At 58.7% G+C, this 15,295-nt stretch carries 16 protein-coding genes and 1 tRNA gene; 15 read left to right on the top strand and 2 right to left on the bottom strand.

The annotated features are described in order from the left end of the window. Position 1 precedes the first annotated feature (1 nt). A complete protein-coding gene (pstC, locus tag QQK16_RS01765; protein WP_284194703.1) occupies positions 2-1,000 on the bottom strand; it encodes a phosphate ABC transporter permease subunit PstC in 999 nt (332 codons plus the stop codon). A 106-nt stretch (positions 1,001-1,106) separates the two neighbouring features. After that, positions 1,107-2,144, bottom strand: a complete 1,038-nt coding sequence (pstS, locus tag QQK16_RS01760; protein WP_284194702.1) for a phosphate ABC transporter substrate-binding protein PstS — start codon at positions 2,142-2,144, stop codon at positions 1,107-1,109. A 233-nt stretch (positions 2,145-2,377) separates the two neighbouring features. On the opposite strand from pstS, the gene tpiA reads away from it, so the two are divergent. The 15 genes from tpiA (at position 2,378) to nuoL (ending at position 15,264) form a co-directional block, all read left to right on the top strand. After that, a complete protein-coding gene (gene tpiA / locus QQK16_RS01755) occupies positions 2,378-3,103 on the top strand; it encodes a triose-phosphate isomerase (RefSeq protein ID WP_284194701.1) in 726 nt (241 codons plus the stop codon). Positions 3,104-3,109: 6 nt separating this feature from the next. Continuing rightward, entirely contained in the window at positions 3,110-3,478 is a 369-nt protein-coding gene (gene secG / locus QQK16_RS01750; protein ID WP_284194700.1) for a preprotein translocase subunit SecG, read from the top strand. A 38-nt stretch (positions 3,479-3,516) separates the two neighbouring features. Further along, a tRNA-Leu gene (locus QQK16_RS01745) sits at positions 3,517-3,601 on the top strand. A 106-nt stretch (positions 3,602-3,707) separates the two neighbouring features. Then, positions 3,708-4,076: an NADH-quinone oxidoreductase subunit A gene (locus tag QQK16_RS01740; RefSeq protein ID WP_284194699.1), complete on the top strand. Its 369-nt coding sequence runs from the start codon at positions 3,708-3,710 to the stop codon at positions 4,074-4,076. Further along, positions 4,067-4,561, top strand: a complete 495-nt coding sequence (locus QQK16_RS01735; protein WP_284194698.1) for a NuoB/complex I 20 kDa subunit family protein — start codon at positions 4,067-4,069, stop codon at positions 4,559-4,561. The genes QQK16_RS01740 and QQK16_RS01735 overlap by 10 nt, the downstream gene beginning before the upstream one ends. Positions 4,562-4,575: 14 nt before the next feature. Continuing rightward, entirely contained in the window at positions 4,576-5,169 is a 594-nt protein-coding gene (locus tag QQK16_RS01730; protein WP_284194697.1) for an NADH-quinone oxidoreductase subunit C, read from the top strand. Continuing rightward, on the top strand, positions 5,162-6,415 hold the full coding sequence (locus tag QQK16_RS01725; RefSeq protein ID WP_284194696.1) for an NADH-quinone oxidoreductase subunit D: 1,254 nt from the start codon (positions 5,162-5,164) through the stop codon (positions 6,413-6,415). Before QQK16_RS01730 ends, QQK16_RS01725 begins: the two co-directional genes overlap by 8 nt. Continuing rightward, on the top strand, positions 6,415-6,888 hold the full coding sequence (gene nuoE / locus QQK16_RS01720) for an NADH-quinone oxidoreductase subunit NuoE (protein WP_284195780.1): 474 nt from the start codon (positions 6,415-6,417) through the stop codon (positions 6,886-6,888). The genes QQK16_RS01725 and nuoE overlap by 1 nt, the downstream gene beginning before the upstream one ends. A 17-nt stretch (positions 6,889-6,905) precedes the next feature. Next, positions 6,906-8,195 carry an NADH-quinone oxidoreductase subunit NuoF gene (nuoF, locus tag QQK16_RS01715; protein ID WP_284194695.1) on the top strand — a complete coding sequence of 430 codons (1,290 nt, stop codon included), beginning with the start codon at positions 6,906-6,908 and terminating at the stop codon, positions 8,193-8,195. Positions 8,196-8,295: 100 nt separating this feature from the next. Beyond that, positions 8,296-10,623, top strand: a complete 2,328-nt coding sequence (gene nuoG / locus QQK16_RS01710; protein ID WP_284194694.1) for an NADH-quinone oxidoreductase subunit NuoG — start codon at positions 8,296-8,298, stop codon at positions 10,621-10,623. A gap of 10 nt (positions 10,624-10,633) precedes the next feature. Beyond that, on the top strand, positions 10,634-11,695 hold the full coding sequence (nuoH, locus tag QQK16_RS01705; protein ID WP_284194693.1) for an NADH-quinone oxidoreductase subunit NuoH: 1,062 nt from the start codon (positions 10,634-10,636) through the stop codon (positions 11,693-11,695). 10 nt (positions 11,696-11,705) lie between these two features. After that, entirely contained in the window at positions 11,706-12,194 is a 489-nt protein-coding gene (nuoI, locus tag QQK16_RS01700) for an NADH-quinone oxidoreductase subunit NuoI (RefSeq protein WP_284194692.1), read from the top strand. Between the two features lie 19 nt (positions 12,195-12,213). Beyond that, positions 12,214-12,858: an NADH-quinone oxidoreductase subunit J gene (locus QQK16_RS01695; RefSeq protein ID WP_284194691.1), complete on the top strand. Its 645-nt coding sequence runs from the start codon at positions 12,214-12,216 to the stop codon at positions 12,856-12,858. Positions 12,859-12,881: 23 nt separating this feature from the next. Next, the gene (gene nuoK, locus QQK16_RS01690; protein ID WP_284194690.1) at positions 12,882-13,184 is read left to right on the top strand and encodes an NADH-quinone oxidoreductase subunit NuoK; all 303 of its coding nucleotides are present in this window, start codon (positions 12,882-12,884) and stop codon (positions 13,182-13,184) included. 49 nt (positions 13,185-13,233) lie between these two features. Then, on the top strand, positions 13,234-15,264 hold the full coding sequence (gene nuoL / locus QQK16_RS01685; RefSeq protein ID WP_284194689.1) for an NADH-quinone oxidoreductase subunit L: 2,031 nt from the start codon (positions 13,234-13,236) through the stop codon (positions 15,262-15,264). Positions 15,265-15,295 lie beyond the last annotated feature (31 nt).

The following is a 15,295-nucleotide window of genomic DNA, read 5'->3' as shown; positions in this document are numbered from 1 at the left end:
CTCAGCTGTGGCTGCCATCGCCCTTTTGCAGGCGCAGCAACAGCAGTTTGGAGCAGGACAGCACCACGAAGGTGATGAGGAAGAGTATCAGGCCCATCTCGATCAGGGCGCCGTAATGGAGGGCAGCGCTGGCTTCGGCGAACTCGTTGGCCAGGATGGAGGCGATGGAGTTGCCGGGGTGGAATAGCGACTCGATGGCGTCGTAGGAGTTGCCGATGACGAAGGTGACGGCCATGGTTTCACCTAGCGCGCGCCCCAAGCCCAGCATGATGCCGCCGATGACGCCGCTACGGGTGTAGGGCAACACCACGTTCCACACTACCTCCCAAGTCGTGGCACCCAGGCCATATGCTGATTCCTTTAGCATGGTGGGGACGATCTCGAACACGTCGCGCATGACCGAGGCGATGTAGGGAATGATCATGATGGCGAGGATCAGGCCGGCCGTGAACATGCCTATCCCGAACGGTGGCCCGTCAAACAGTTTGCCTATAAGTGGAATGCCGGACGTGGCTTCGGTCAGCCAAGGCTGGATGGGCGGTATGGTGAATAGCACGCTCTCGCCCAGCTTGATGGGCAGGCCATCCATTAGGATGGGGGCGACGACGAAGAGACCCCAGATGCCGTAGATGATGGAGGGGATGCCCGCCAGCAGTTCGATGGCGATGCCCAGTGGGCGACGCAGCCAGGCAGGCGCCAGTTCGGTCAGGAACAGGGCAATGCCGAAGCTCACTGGCACGGCGATCAGCAGCGCGATGAAGGAGGTGATCAGGGTGCCCTGGATGGGCCGCCAGGCACCAAACTCCTCGGCAACCGGATCCCAGGACGAGGAAAAGATAAAATTGTAGCCGAAGTGGGTAATGGAATCCCAACTGCCATGCACCAGCGACAATATGATGCCGGTCAGCAGCGCCAGGACCAGGAAGGCTGCGCCACGGGTCAGATTGAAAAATACGGCATCAGCCAGTTGGAAGCGCGGTGGTCGGGCTTTTTCGGGCATGGGCTTCTCGCGTTGTTACGAACAAAGCGGCAGGCATTGATGAACGTCATCAATCCCTGCCGTGGCTTGCGATTCCGCACCCGGGGATGCGGAAAGGGCGCTGAGTTTACTTCAGAACGATGGTTCCGGCTGTGTCAGTCATTTGCTTCCAGGAAGCCTTGATCTGGGCAACGACTTCATCCGGCATGGGGATGTAGTCCAGATCCAGGGCCATCTTGTCGGCTTCTGCGCTATAGGCCCAGTCAAAGAACTTCAGCACTTCCTGGGCGTTGGCGACCTTGTCCTGCTTCTTGTGCATCAGCACAAAGGTGGCACCGACGATGGGCCAGGAGTTCTTGCCGGGCTCATTGGTGAGGATTTCGTAGAAGCCGGGGGCGTTCTTCCAGTCGGCATAGGCGGCGGCGGCCTTGAACGACTCTTCGCTCGGGTGCACGTAGGCACCATCCTTGTTCTGCAGGGCAACGTGGCTCAGCTTGTTCTTCTTGGCATAGGCGTATTCCACATAACCTATGGCACCCTTGAGGCGCTGGACGTAGGCCGCAACCCCTTCATTGCCCTTGCCACCGATACCGGCAGGCCAGGCCACTGCCGTGCCTTCGCCGACCTTGGATTTCCACTCAGGGCTAACCTTGGACAGGTAGTTGGTGAAGATGAAGGTGGTGCCCGAACCATCAGCGCGGCGAACGATGTTGATCGCCAGGGCTGGCAGGGTGACACCCTTGTTCAAGGCAGCGATGGCGGGGTCGTTCCAGGACTTGATCTTGCCCAGGTAAATATCTGCCAATACTGCTGGGGTCAGCTTGACCTGGCCGGCGGCAACGCCGGGGAGGTTGTAAACCGGCACTACACCGCCCATGACAGTGGGGAACTGCTGCAGGCCGTGCTTGCTCAACTCTTCGGGCTTCATCGGGGCGTCGGAGGCGCCAAAATCAACGGTCTTGGCCTGTATCTGCTTGATGCCGCCGCCCGAACCGATGGACTGGTAGTTGAGGCCGTTGCCGGTCTTCTGCTTATATACCTCGGCCCACTTGGAGTACAGTGGATACGGGAAGCTGGCACCGGCACCGGTGATGTCGGCGGCGTGGGCAACACCCAGGCTCATGATGGCGATGGCGACCATTTTGCGGCCAAGGGACTGGTACATGGTGACTCTCCGTTTGATTTGACTGTTCCGATAGTGCGGATAACTCGCGAAGCCGGCGGCTGGTAAGGCCCTGTTCTACTGCCTAGGCTCTGCAAACGGAAGTGATGATAATCATCGTATATTTCAGCCACATTACAACTTTTGCGGCGGGTTGTTTGATGTCGCGCCGGTTTGACGCGCTGCCGGGCGACCCTGTAGAATGCGCGGCCTTTGCTGGGTGTGGATAGGTACCGATGATGCGCAAGCAGGTGGTCGGCAACTGGAAGATGAATGGCTCGGCTGCTGTGATAGGCGAGGTCCTTGATCAGTTGTCTGTGGAGCGCTTTTCCGCCGATGTGTCGGTTTGCGTGCCGATGCCCTATCTGTCTGCTGCGGTAGGCAGGTTGGCTGCATCGCCCATCAGGGTGGGTGCGCAGAATGTCAGTGAGTATGGTGATGGTGCCTACACTGGCGAGGTGTCTGCCCGCATGCTCAAGGATGTGGGCTGCAGTCTGGCGATTGTGGGTCACTCGGAGCGCCGCCGGTATTTTGCCGAGACGGATGCTGCGGTGATTACTAAGCTGGCGCGGCTGCTGGAGGTGGGTCTGTTTGGCGTATTCTGCGTGGGTGAGACCCTGGCAGAGCGTGATTCGGGCGGGGCTGAGGCAAGAATAGAATCGCAACTCGCGCAGCTGCATACGCTGATGGCGCGGGGGGCGGGTCCAGAGCGGTTTTGCGTGGCTTACGAACCGGTCTGGGCGATAGGTACGGGGCGTGCTGCTTCGAATGAGCAGATTTCGTCCATGCATGAGTTTATCAAGCGCTGCCTTGGTCCCGCGTATGCGGTGCTTTATGGTGGCAGTGTCAAGGCGAGCAATGCTGCCGACATCATGGCTCTGACGGCTGTGGATGGTGTGTTGGTGGGTGGTGCTTCGCTGGATGCAAGAGAATTCGGCGCGATATGTCGCGCTGCGGGTTGAGAGGGTATGGAAGACTTACATTTGTGGAAAAGCCTGATCCAGGTTGTCAACTTGTTGGCGGCTGTGGGCGTTATCGTGCTGGTGCTGTTGCAGCAGGGTAAGGGTGCTGATGCGGGTGCGGCTTTTGGTACTGGCTCTGCGGGTAGTTTGTTTGGTTCCAGTGGTTCGGCAAATTTCCTGAGTAGGGCCACCAAATACTGTGCTACAATCTTCTTCGCTTCTTTGATTGGTTTGGTTCTTATCGAATCCAGGCCAATGGGTAAGGCGGATGCGGGTGTGATGTCGACTGTGGTGGGTGATAAGCCTGCTGCCGACAAGCAGGCTGCACCGGTTGCTCCAGCGCAAGACAGCAAGCAGGGTAGTATTCCGAACTGATTGTTGTTCAAAAAAGCTGTTCAAAAATTTGGTCCGCTGCCGACATGGTGAAATTGGTAGACACGCTATCTTGAGGGGGTAGTGGCGCAAGCTGTGTGAGTTCGAGTCTCACTGTCGGCACCAAATTCTAAAATCCATGGTTAACCGTCTATTGTGGTTGCCATGGTGTCAATGGAAGCTAGACTTCCATCACGTCTAATAAACTTGTAAACCGTACCTGGGAGCTTCCATGCTCGAGAACTACTTCCCGGTCCTGCTATTCATGGTGGTGGGTCTGCTGGTTGGTGTTGCCCCTATGGCGCTGGGCAAGGTGGTTGGCCTGCTGCTGGGCACCAATCGTCCTGACTCGGAAAAGCTCTCTCCCTACGAATGCGGCTTTGAGGCGTTCGAGGATGCGCGCATGCAGTTTGATGTGCGTTATTACCTCGTAGCCATCCTGTTTATCCTGTTTGATCTTGAAGTGGCCTTCCTGCTGCCGTGGGCGGCTGTCATCAAGGAAATCGGTTTTCCCGGCTTCCTGGCTATGATGGTATTCCTCGGCATTTTGGTGGTTGGCTTCATCTATGAGTGGATGAAAGGTGCGCTGGAATGGGAGTAGCCGAGAATCCCGTTACCCAAGGGGTGATGGAAAAGGGCTTCGTGACGACCACGGTGGATACAGTGGTCAACTGGACACGTACCGGCTCGCTCTGGCCCATGACCTTTGGTCTGGCCTGTTGCGCGGTTGAGATGATGCATGCGGGCGCCGCCCGTTATGACCTTGACCGTTTTGGCATCGTGTTCCGGCCCAGTCCGCGTCAATCTGATCTGATGATTGTTGCGGGCACCCTTTGCAACAAGATGGCACCCGCCTTGCGCAAGGTGTACGACCAGATGCCGGAGCCTCGCTGGGTGCTCTCCATGGGATCGTGCGCCAACGGTGGTGGCTATTATCACTATTCCTATTCCGTGGTGCGTGGTTGCGATCGCATAGTGCCGGTCGATGTCTACGTGCCGGGCTGTCCGCCGACAGCTGAGGCCCTGCTTTATGGCCTGATACAGCTCCAGAACAAGATCAAGCGCACCAATACCATCGCGCGTTAACCAAGATACGCATCATGGCGACCAAACTCGAAGCGCTGCAACAATCGCTGCAAACGGCCTTGGGTGACAAGGCCGTTTCCTTGACAGAAGCACTGGGTGAATTGACCCTGGTAGTCAAGGTGGCCGACTGGCCGGCGATTGCCCGTACCCTGTGTGATCACGAATCGCTGCAGCTCAAGAGCTGTATCGATCTTTGTGGTTTGGACTACAGCACCTACAAGGACGGTGGCTGGGATGGCGCACGCTTTGCTGTCGTCTACCATCTGTTGTCGTTGGTGCATAACGTGCGCCTGCGCGTCCGCATCTTCTGTGGCGACGACGAGCTGCCGGTGATGCCTTCCATGATTGATGTCTGGCCTGGCCTCAACTGGTTTGAGCGCGAAGCGTTCGATCTGTACGGCATCGTCTTTACTGGTCATCCGGATCTGCGTCGCATTCTGACTGACTATGGTTTCGTCGGTCATCCCTTCCGCAAGGATTTCCCCCTGTCCGGTCACGTCGAGATGCGCTACGACCCGACCCAGGGGCGGGTGATCTACCAGCCCGTGACCATCGAGCCGCGCGAAATCACGCCGCGCATCATCCGCGAGGAGAACTACGGTGGCTGAGATCAAGAACTACACGCTGAACTTCGGTCCCCAGCATCCTGCCGCGCACGGTGTATTGCGCCTGGTGCTGGAGCTGGATGGTGAAGTGGTGCAGCGTGCCGACCCGCATATCGGCCTGCTCCATCGCGCTACCGAGAAGTTGGCCGAACACAAGACTTTCATCCAGTCGGTGCCGTATATGGACCGCCTGGACTATGTATCCATGATGTGCAACGAGCACGCCTATGTCATGGCCATAGAGAAGCTGATGGGCATTGAGGTGCCTGTCCGTGCCCAGTATATACGCGTCATGTTCGACGAGATCACCCGTGTGCTGAACCACCTGATGTGGATAGGCGCACACGGTCTGGATTGCGGCGCCATGACGGTGTTCCTGTACGCTTTCCGCGAGCGGGAAGATCTGATGGACTGCTACGAGGCGGTGTCTGGCGCCCGTATGCACGCAGCCTATTACCGCCCTGGTGGTGTGTATCGCGATCTGCCCGAGACCATGCCGCAGTACCAGGCATCCAAGGTGCGCAACGCGGCGGCCATTAAGCAGCTGAACGAGAACCGCCAGGGTTCGCTGCTGGATTTCATCGAAGACTTCACGCGGCGTTTCCCCACCTATGTGGATGAATACGAGACCCTGCTGACCGACAACCGTATCTGGAAGCAGCGTACGGTCGGTATTGGCGTGGTGTCGCCTGAGCGTGCTGTGCAACTGGGCCTGACCGGCGCCATGCTGCGGGGCTCCGGCGTGGAGTGGGATCTGCGCAAGAAGCAGCCCTACGAAGTCTACGACAAGCTCGATTTTGATATTCCGGTGGGTGTCAACGGCGATTGCTACGACCGTTACCTGTGCCGTGTCGAGGAAATGCGTCAGTCCAACCGCATCATCAAGCAGTGCGTGGACTGGCTGCGCAAGCATCCCGGCCCGGTCATCACCGACAACCATAAGGTGGCGCCGCCCAGCCGTGTCGACATGAAGTCGAACATGGAAGAGCTGATCCACCACTTCAAGCTGTTTACCGAAGGCATGCATGTGCCAGAGGGCGAAGCCTATGCTGCAGTCGAGCATCCCAAGGGGGAGTTCGGCATCTATCTGGTGTCGGATGGGGCCAATAAGCCCTACCGCCTTAAGATACGCGCACCAGGTTTCGTGCACTTGTCCGCGCTCGACGAAATGGCGCGCGGCCATATGATTTCGGATGTCGTGGCCATCATTGGTACGCAGGACATCGTGTTTGGGGAGATAGACCGATGATGTTGACGCCGGAATCCCTCGCGCAGATAGATCGCGAAGTGGCCAAGTATCCCGCCGACCAGAAGCGTTCCGCCGTGATGTCCGCCCTGCGCATCGCCCAGGTGGAAAAAGGCTGGTTGTCGTCCGATACCATCAAGTTTGTGGCCGAATACCTGGGTATTGCGCCTATGGCCGCCCACGAAGTGGCGACCTTCTACAACATGTACGACCGTGCCCCGGTGGGCAAGTACAAGATCACAGTCTGTACCAACCTGCCGTGCGCGCTGTCTGGTGGTGTCGATGCCGGTGAATACCTGCAGAAGAAGCTGGGTATCCACTTCAACGAAACTACCGCCGATGGCAAGTTCACGCTCAAGGAAGGCGAGTGCATGGGTGCATGCGGCTACGCCCCGGTGCTGCTCGTGAACAACCACACCATGTGCAACCATATGACGCCAGATGCGATTGATCGCAAACTGGCCGAACTCAACTAAGGCCGGGGACGAAGCGTATGACCGTTTACGTCAAAGGCGTTGTATTCGACGGCGTCGATTTTGATGATCCGAACTCCTGGAGCATCGATGCCTACATCCAGCGCGGCGGCTATGCCGCTCTGAAGAAGATCATTGCCGAGGGCATCACCCAGGATGCCATCATTGCCGAACTGAAGACCTCGTCCCTGCGTGGACGTGGTGGTGCGGGCTTCCCTACGGGCCTGAAGTGGTCCTTCATGCCGCGCAGCTTTCCCGGTCAGAAGTACCTGGTCTGTAATACCGATGAAGGCGAGCCGGGTACGTTCAAGGATCTCGACATCATTGTCAACAATCCGCATGCGCTGATTGAGGGGATGATCATAGGCGGCTACGCCATGGGCATTACCGTCGGTTACAACTATATCCACGGTGAAGTGTTCGAGGCCTATGAGCGCTTCGAGGCGGCCTTGGAAGAAGCGCGTCGTGCCGGTTTCCTGGGTGACAACATCCTGGGCAGCGAGTTTTGCTTCCAGCTGCATGCCCACCATGGCTATGGCGCCTATATCTGTGGCGAGGAAACTGCCCTGCTGGAGTCGCTGGAAGGCAAGAAGGGCCAACCGCGTTTCAAGCCGCCGTTCCCGGCCAGTTATGGCCTGTATGGCAAGCCCACCACGATCAACAACACCGAGACCTTTGCCTCGGTGCCCTATATCGTGCGTGAAGGTGGCCAGAAGTTCCTGGAACTGGGCAAGCCCAATAATGGTGGTACCAAGCTGTTTTCCATCTCCGGCCATGTCAATCGTCCCGGCAACTACGAGATCCCGCTGGGTACGCCGTTCGCCGATCTGCTGGAAATGGCTGGCGGCATGCGTGGCGGCAAGAAGATTAAGGCCGTGATTCCGGGCGGTTCGTCTGCGCCGGTACTGCCTGGTCATATCATGATGGAAACCACCATGGACTACGATGCCATTGCCAAGGCCGGCTCCATGCTGGGTTCGGGTGCGGTCATCGTGATGGACGAAACCGTCTGCATGGTCAAGGCGCTGCGTCGCCTGTCCTATTTTTACTATGAAGAATCCTGCGGTCAGTGCACCCCGTGCCGCGAAGGTACGGGTTGGCTCTACCGTGTGGTGGATCGCATCGAGCGCGGCCTGGGCCGCCCGGAAGACCTGGATCTGCTTGAGTCGGTGGGCAAGAACATCGCTGGCCGCACCATCTGTGCCCTGGGTGATGCTGCCGTGATGCCGGTGCAAGGCATGCTCAAGCACTTCCGCGACGAGTTCCTGCACCACATCGAACACAAGAAGTGCTTAGTGCCGGGCTTTTGATCGCCCACGACGTGGCGGCCTGAAGTCTGGGCCGCTCGCATGCAGTCTGTGAAATAACCGGCATCCGCCAGCTAGAAACGAAAGTTCGGGCAGCCCGACCATGCTTGAAATCGAAATCGACGGTACCAAACTGACAGTCCCCAATGGCACTACGGTCATTGAGGCTGCGCGTTCTATCGGTACGCACATCCCGCACTTCTGCTACCACAAGAAGCTGTCCATCGCGGCCAACTGCCGCATGTGCCTGGTGCAGGTTGAGAAGGCGCCCAAGCCGCTGCCCGCCTGCGCTACGCCGGTGAACGATGGCATGAAGGTGTACACCCATTCCGATATGGCAGTGAAGGCCCAGCAGGGCGTGATGGAGTTCCTGCTGATCAACCATCCGCTGGACTGCCCTATCTGTGACCAGGGTGGTGAGTGTCAGTTGCAGGATATCGCCGTGGGTTATGGCGGTTCCAGCTCGCGCTATGAAGAAGAAAAACGCGTCGTGCCCAACAAGGATCTGGGCCCGCTGATTTCCACCGACATGACCCGCTGCATCCATTGCACCCGCTGCGTGCGCTTCACCGAAGAAGTGGCCGGCATGCAGGAAATAGGCATGGCGGGTCGGGGCGAACATTCCGAGATCATGTCTTTCATCGGCATGACTGTGGATTCCGAAATCTCCGGCAATGTGATTGATCTGTGCCCGGTGGGCGCGTTGACCTCCAAGCCGTTCCGCTATACCGCACGTACTTGGGAGCTGTCGCGTCGCAAGAGCGTGAGCCCGCATGATGGCCTGGGCGCCAACCTGGTAGTGCAGGTCAAGGCCGACCGCGTCATGCGTGTCCTGCCGCTGGAAAACGAAGCCATCAACGAATGCTGGATCGCTGACCGCGACCGCTTTGCCTACGAGGCGCTCAATAGCGAACAGCGCCTGACCAAGCCCATGGTCAAGCAAGGTGGTGTCTGGCTGGAAACCGATTGGCAGACCGCGCTCGAATACGTCGGCAATGGCCTCAAGTCCATCAGCCGTGATTACGGCGCAGACACCGTGGCCGTAATGGCGACACCGCACTCCACGGTGGAAGAACTGTTCCTGCTCAACAAGCTGAGCCAGGCCTTGGGTGCTGGTAGCGCCAGCGTAGGCGGCCGCTATGCCGATGAGCGCCTGGCTGCTGCGCAGCAAGGTGCCGCCTGGCTGGGCCAGCCCATTGCCGACGTGGCCCAATCTAAAGCCGTGCTGGTGGTGGGGTCGACCCTGCGCAAGGAACAACCGTTGCTGGCCCAGCGTCTGCGCCAGGGTGCCAAGCGTGGCCTCAAGCTGGCCATACTTAATCCGGCGGATGATGAGTTGTTCAGTGCAATTGCCGCCAAGCTGATCAGCCGCCCGGACCAAATGGTCGAGGCGCTGGCTGGTGTGGTCAAGGCAGCTGCAGAACTGAAGCAGGCAGCAGTGCCGGCGGATGTTGCCGCTGCGGAACCCTGTGCCGCTGCACGTGGCATTGCTAAGGTGTTGGTTGATGCCACAGCCGCCGAGGGCGACCGCGCTAGCGTGCTGCTGGGTAACCTGGCAGCCCACAACCCCCGTGCTGCCGAACTGGCCGTACTGGCAAACCAGCTCGCCGCCATTACTGGCGCAACCGTGGGCTGGCTGAGCGAAGCTGCCAACACCGTTGGCGCGCAGGTGTTGGGCCTCACCAGTGGCAATCTGTTGAGCAAGCCACGCAAGGCCGTGCTGCTGTTCAACAATGAAGTCGAATTCGACAGCCATGATGGCCAGGCTGCGCTGGCTGCGGTGAAGCAGGCCGAGATGGTCGTGGCCTTCTCCGCATTCAAGCACGGCGCCGTGGACTACGCTGATGTGTTGTTGCCCATTACGCCGTTCTCTGAAACAGCCGGCAGTTTCATCAATATGGAAGGCAAGCTGCAGACCTTCAACGGTGTGGTGAAGCCGCTGGGTGACAGCCGTCCGGGCTGGAAGGTGCTGCGTGTGCTGGGTAATCTGCTGGCCAGCGAGGGCTTTGATTTCGACAATGCAGAAGCCGTGCGCAAGGCGGCCTTGCCCCAGGGCGAGTCTGGCGTTGCCGCCAAGCTGAGCAATACAGTCAACGGCGTGGCCGTGACGCTGCAGGCAGCAGCGACTGGCCTAGTGCGAATGGGTGAAGTGCCTATCTACCAGGCTGATGCGCTGGTCCGCCGCGCGCCGTCACTGCAGAAAACCCGTGATGCCGCTGCACCGTTGGCAGGCTTGTCGCCAGCCACTGCGGCACAGCTGGGTGTTGCCGAAGGCGATACCGTCAAGGTTCAGCAGGGCGAGGCGCAAGGCAGCTATACCGCTACCATCATGGCCGGTTTGGCTGATGGTGTGGTACGCCTGGCAGCCGCTCATCCGACCACGGCCCAGCTGGGTGCCATGTTCGGTTCCATCCAACTGACGCGCGCCTGAGGAGAGAAGCATGATCGACGCGCTGCATAATGGTTTTCTGAGTCTGCTGGGCCCCATGCTGGGCACCCTGGCCTGGACCTTGTTCAAGATAGTCCTGATCATTCTGCCGGTGTTTGGTGCAGTAGCCTATCTGACGCTCGCCGAGCGCAAGGTGATCGGCTACATGCAGATCCGTATCGGCCCGAATCGTGTGGGTCCTTATGGCCTGCTCCAGCCTATCGCCGACGGTGTGAAGCTGCTGCTGAAGGAGATCATCTCTCCCAGTGCCGCTTCTACCGGCCTGTTCTTCTTTGCGCCCATCATGGTGCTGGCGCCGGCGCTGGTCGGCTGGGCGGTCATCCCATTTGCACCAGGCCTGGTACTGGCGGATGTGAATGCCGGCCTGCTGTACGTGATGGCGATCACCTCGCTGGGTGTCTACGGCATCATCGTGGCCGGTTGGGCGTCCAACTCCAAGTATGCCTTCCTCGGTGCATTACGCGCCTCGGCCCAGGTGATCTCCTACGAACTGGCCATGGGTTTCGCCCTGGTCGGCGTGCTGATGGTGTCGAGCAGCCTGAACCTGAGCGATATCGTGAACCAGCAGGGACACGGCCACTTTGGTGGCTCCTTCCTGTCGTGGAACTTCATACCACTGTTCCCGCTGTTCCTGGTCTACCTGATCTCGGGCGTGGCAGAAACCAACCGCGCGCCGTTTGACGTGGCTGAAGGTGAGTCTGAGATCGTGGCTGGTCACATGATCGAATACTCGGGCATGAGCTTTGCGCTGTTCTTCCTGGGCGAATACGCCAATATGTGGCTGATCGGCGCCATGACCTCCATCATGTTCCTGGGGGGCTGGTTGTCGCCGTTTCCGGCTTCGATACCGGTGCTCGGAGCGCCCAGCATCTTCTGGCTGCTGGCCAAGATGAGCTTCGTGATGTTCCTGTTCCTGTGGTTCCGCGCCACCTTCCCACGCTATCGCTATGACCAGCTGATGCGCTTGGGCTGGAAGGTGTTCATCCCCGTGACCCTGATCTGGATCGTGGTGGTGGCTGCTTGGATGCAAACCGATTATTCGCTCTGGAAATAAGCTGGGCATCATGGAAAAGATTCAGAACTTCTTCAAAACCTTCCTGCTGCTGGAACTGCTCAAGGGCATGATGCTCACGGGCCGGCATTTCTTCCAGCGCAAGATCACCGTGCAGTTCCCGGAAGAGAAGACGCCGTATTCGCCGCGCTTCCGTGGCCTGCATGCCCAGCGTCGCTACGCCAATGGCGAGGAGCGCTGCATTGCCTGCAAGCTATGCGAAGCGGTTTGTCCGGCCATGGCCATCACCATCGAGTCTGAAGTCCGTGACGACGGTACCCGCCGTACCTCGCGCTATGACATCGATCTGACCAAGTGCATCTTCTGCGGTTTCTGCGAAGAGGCCTGCCCGGTTGATGCCATCGTCGAGACCCATGTACTGGAATATCACGGCGAAAAACGTGGTGACCTGTATTACACCAAGCCCATGCTGCTGGCAGTGGGCGACAAGTACGAAGCCGAGATCGCGAAGAATCGCGAAGCCGACGCCAAGTATCGCTAAACGGAAAGCCCCGGTAGCCATGACTCTGACCACCGTCATCTTTTACATATTCGCGGCCATCCTGATTGTGTCCGCCCTGCGCGTGATCACCGCCAAGAACCCGGTACACGCTGCATTGAGCCTGGTGCTGTCCTTCTTTACCGGCGCTGTGCTGTGGATGTTGATCGAGGCCGAATTCCTCGCCATCTCGCTGGTGCTGGTGTATGTCGGCGCCGTGATGGTGCTGTTCCTCTTTGTGGTGATGATGCTGGACATCAACTTCGAGGAGTTGCGCAAGGGCTTCTGGGGTTTCTTTCCGGTTGCCGCCATCGTGGCCACCATCATGGCTGCCGAGATGGTGCTGATCCTGCTGGCCAAGGGGAACGGCCTGGAGAGCTTTACCACGGTGGCGCCGCTGCCTGAGGGTGTCTCCAACATCAAGCAGCTGGGCATTCCCATCTATACCGACTACCTGCTGGCCTTCGAACTGGCCGCCGTGTTGCTGCTGGTGGCGATCATCGCCGCCATCTCGCTGACCCTGCGCCGTCGCAAGAACACCAAGTACATCAACCCGGCCGATCAGATTGCCGTGAAGCGCAATGACCGCCTGCGCATTGTGAAGATGCAAGCCGAAGTGGAAGTGCCGGAAGCGCCAGCCGCAGCTGACGACAAGCCGGCTGCCTGAACCGAAAGACGAGATAGACAGCCATGACCCTGACTCATTACCTCGTACTGGCCGCGATCCTGTTCGCGATTTCGGTATTCGGCATCTTCATGAACCGCAAGAACGTGATCGTGCTGCTGATGGCCATCGAACTGATGCTGCTGGCAGTGAACATGAACTTTGTCGCCTTCTCCAAATACCTTGGCGATACGGCGGGCCAGATCTTCGTGTTCTTCATCCTGACTGTGGCCGCCGCCGAGTCGGCGATCGGCCTCGCCATCCTGGTCGTGCTGTTCCGTAACAAGCGTTCGATCAATGTGGAAGACCTCGACAGCCTGAAGGGCTAAGCCCGGCCATCGAGCCTGACGACTCAACAAGAAACAGCCCGCGCGAAAAATGGATAAACCTACGCTCTACCTGCTGATAGCCCTGTTCCCGCTCTTTGGTGCCATTGTGGCCGGCCTGTTCGGCCGCGTCATAGGCCGTGCCGGGGCGCATTGGGTCACCATACTCGGCGTGGCGGCCTCCTGCGCTGGCTCGTTCTATGTGCTGTTCGACCTGCTCAACGGGGGCGAAGCCTACAACGGCAACGTCTACACCTGGTTGACGGTGGATGGCCTGGATGTGGCTGTCGGCTTCCTGGTCGACAAGCTGACCGCCATGATGATGGTGGTAGTGACCTTCGTGTCCTTGATGGTGCACATCTACACCATTGGCTACATGGAAGAAGACCCCGGCTACCAGCGCTTCTTCAGCTATATTTCACTGTTCACCTTCTCCATGCTGATGCTGGTGATGAGCAACAACTTCATCCAGCTGTTCTTCGGCTGGGAGGCTGTGGGCCTGGTGTCCTACCTGCTGATTGGTTTCTGGTTCAAGCGTCCTACCGCCATTTTCGCCAACCTCAAGGCATTCCTGGTCAACCGTGTCGGTGACTTCGGCTTCCTGCTGGGTATCGGCCTGGTGCTGTCGCATTTCGGCTCCTTCTACTACGCTGATGTGTTCGCCAATGCGGCGGCCCTGAAGGACGCCACCATCTCGCTGCTGCCAGGTACTCAGTGGTCGCTGCTGACCGTGACCTGTATCCTGCTGTTCATCGGCGCCATGGGTAAGTCTGCACAGTTCCCCCTGCATGTATGGCTGCCCGATTCGATGGAAGGCCCGACCCCGATTTCGGCGCTGATCCATGCCGCTACCATGGTGACTGCCGGTATCTTCATGGTGTCGCGCATGTCGCCGCTGTTCGAACTGTCCGACACCGCGCTCAATTTCATCCTGGTGATAGGTTCCATCACCGCGCTGTTCATGGGCTTTCTGGGCATCATCCAGAACGACATCAAGCGCGTGGTGGCTTACTCCACCTTGTCGCAGCTGGGCTATATGACCGTTGCACTGGGGGCTTCCGCTTATTCGGTGGCGGTGTTCCACCTGATGACCCACGCCTTCTTCAAGGCACTGCTGTTCCTTGCTGCCGGCGCGGTCATCATGGCCATGCACCATGATCAAGATATCCGTCGCATGGGCGGCCTGAAGAAGTACATGCCTGCCATCTACTGGACGTCGCTGCTGGGTTCGCTGGCACTGATAGGCACGCCTTTCTTCTCGGGCTTCTATTCCAAGGATTCCATCATCCTGGCGGTTGAGGCATCCAAGCTGCCGGCGGCAGGCTTTGCCTACTTCGCCGTATTGGCTGGCGTGTTCGTCACGGCCTTCTACTCCTTCCGCATGTTCTTCCTGGTGTTCCATGGCAAGGAGCGGTTCGGCCAGGCTGAAGAGCACCATGGCCACGATGATGAGCATGGCGATGACCATCACCATGGCCTGGCGCCCGGCGAAAAGCCCCACAGCCCTGGCTTGGTGGTGACCGGTCCGCTGATGCTGCTGGCCATCCCGTCGGTGCTGATCGGTGCATTTGCCATCGGCCCTATGCTGGCAGGCGATTTCTTCAAGGATGTGCTGTTCGTCAATCTGCAAGCCCACCCTGCCATGGAAGCGGTGATACATCATGCCCACAACGCCGTGGCGATGGGCCTGCATGCCTTCGTGACCCTGCCGTTCTGGCTGGCGCTGAGCGGTGTGGCGCTGTCGGCCTATTTCTATCTCAAGCGCCCGGATATTCCGGCTGCCATCAAGACACGCGTGCAACCTATCTACACGCTGCTGGAAAACAAGTACTACATGGATCACCTCTACATCCAGGGTTTTGCGGCGTTTGGCCGTGGCCTGGGCAAGGTGCTCTGGAAGGTGGGTGATACGGTCATCATCGACGGCATCGTGGTGAATGGCACCGCCAAGCTGGTTGGCGCCGTTGCTGGCCTGGTGCGTCGCGTACAGACCGGCTACATCTATCACTACGCCTTTGCCATGATCATCGGTGCGCTGCTGCTGCTGACCTGGTGGCTGGGCCGTTTTGTTATCCCGCATTGATCGCGTTTACGCGTTTATAGAAAACACATTC

This window comes from Chitinimonas prasina, assembly GCF_030160395.1.
GTDB lineage: Bacteria > Pseudomonadota > Gammaproteobacteria > Burkholderiales > Chitinimonadaceae > Chitinimonas > Chitinimonas prasina.
This window is presented reverse-complemented; position numbering and strand designations above follow the sequence as displayed.

Coding starts and splice junctions, on each gene's coding strand:
- QQK16_RS01695 (WP_284194691.1), top strand. CDS start 12,214: ATGACTCTGACCACCGTCATCTTTTACATATTCGCGGCCATCCTGATT.
- QQK16_RS01735 (WP_284194698.1), top strand. CDS start 4,067: ATGGGAGTAGCCGAGAATCCCGTTACCCAAGGGGTGATGGAAAAGGGC.
- pstS (WP_284194702.1), bottom strand. CDS start 2,144: ATGTACCAGTCCCTTGGCCGCAAAATGGTCGCCATCGCCATCATGAGC.
- secG (WP_284194700.1), top strand. CDS start 3,110: ATGGAAGACTTACATTTGTGGAAAAGCCTGATCCAGGTTGTCAACTTG.
- nuoI (WP_284194692.1), top strand. CDS start 11,706: ATGGAAAAGATTCAGAACTTCTTCAAAACCTTCCTGCTGCTGGAACTG.
- nuoG (WP_284194694.1), top strand. CDS start 8,296: ATGCTTGAAATCGAAATCGACGGTACCAAACTGACAGTCCCCAATGGC.
- nuoE (WP_284195780.1), top strand. CDS start 6,415: ATGTTGACGCCGGAATCCCTCGCGCAGATAGATCGCGAAGTGGCCAAG.
- QQK16_RS01740 (WP_284194699.1), top strand. CDS start 3,708: ATGCTCGAGAACTACTTCCCGGTCCTGCTATTCATGGTGGTGGGTCTG.
- nuoH (WP_284194693.1), top strand. CDS start 10,634: ATGATCGACGCGCTGCATAATGGTTTTCTGAGTCTGCTGGGCCCCATG.
- nuoK (WP_284194690.1), top strand. CDS start 12,882: ATGACCCTGACTCATTACCTCGTACTGGCCGCGATCCTGTTCGCGATT.
- tpiA (WP_284194701.1), top strand. CDS start 2,378: ATGATGCGCAAGCAGGTGGTCGGCAACTGGAAGATGAATGGCTCGGCT.
- nuoF (WP_284194695.1), top strand. CDS start 6,906: ATGACCGTTTACGTCAAAGGCGTTGTATTCGACGGCGTCGATTTTGAT.
- pstC (WP_284194703.1), bottom strand. CDS start 1,000: ATGCCCGAAAAAGCCCGACCACCGCGCTTCCAACTGGCTGATGCCGTA.
- QQK16_RS01730 (WP_284194697.1), top strand. CDS start 4,576: ATGGCGACCAAACTCGAAGCGCTGCAACAATCGCTGCAAACGGCCTTG.
- nuoL (WP_284194689.1), top strand. CDS start 13,234: ATGGATAAACCTACGCTCTACCTGCTGATAGCCCTGTTCCCGCTCTTT.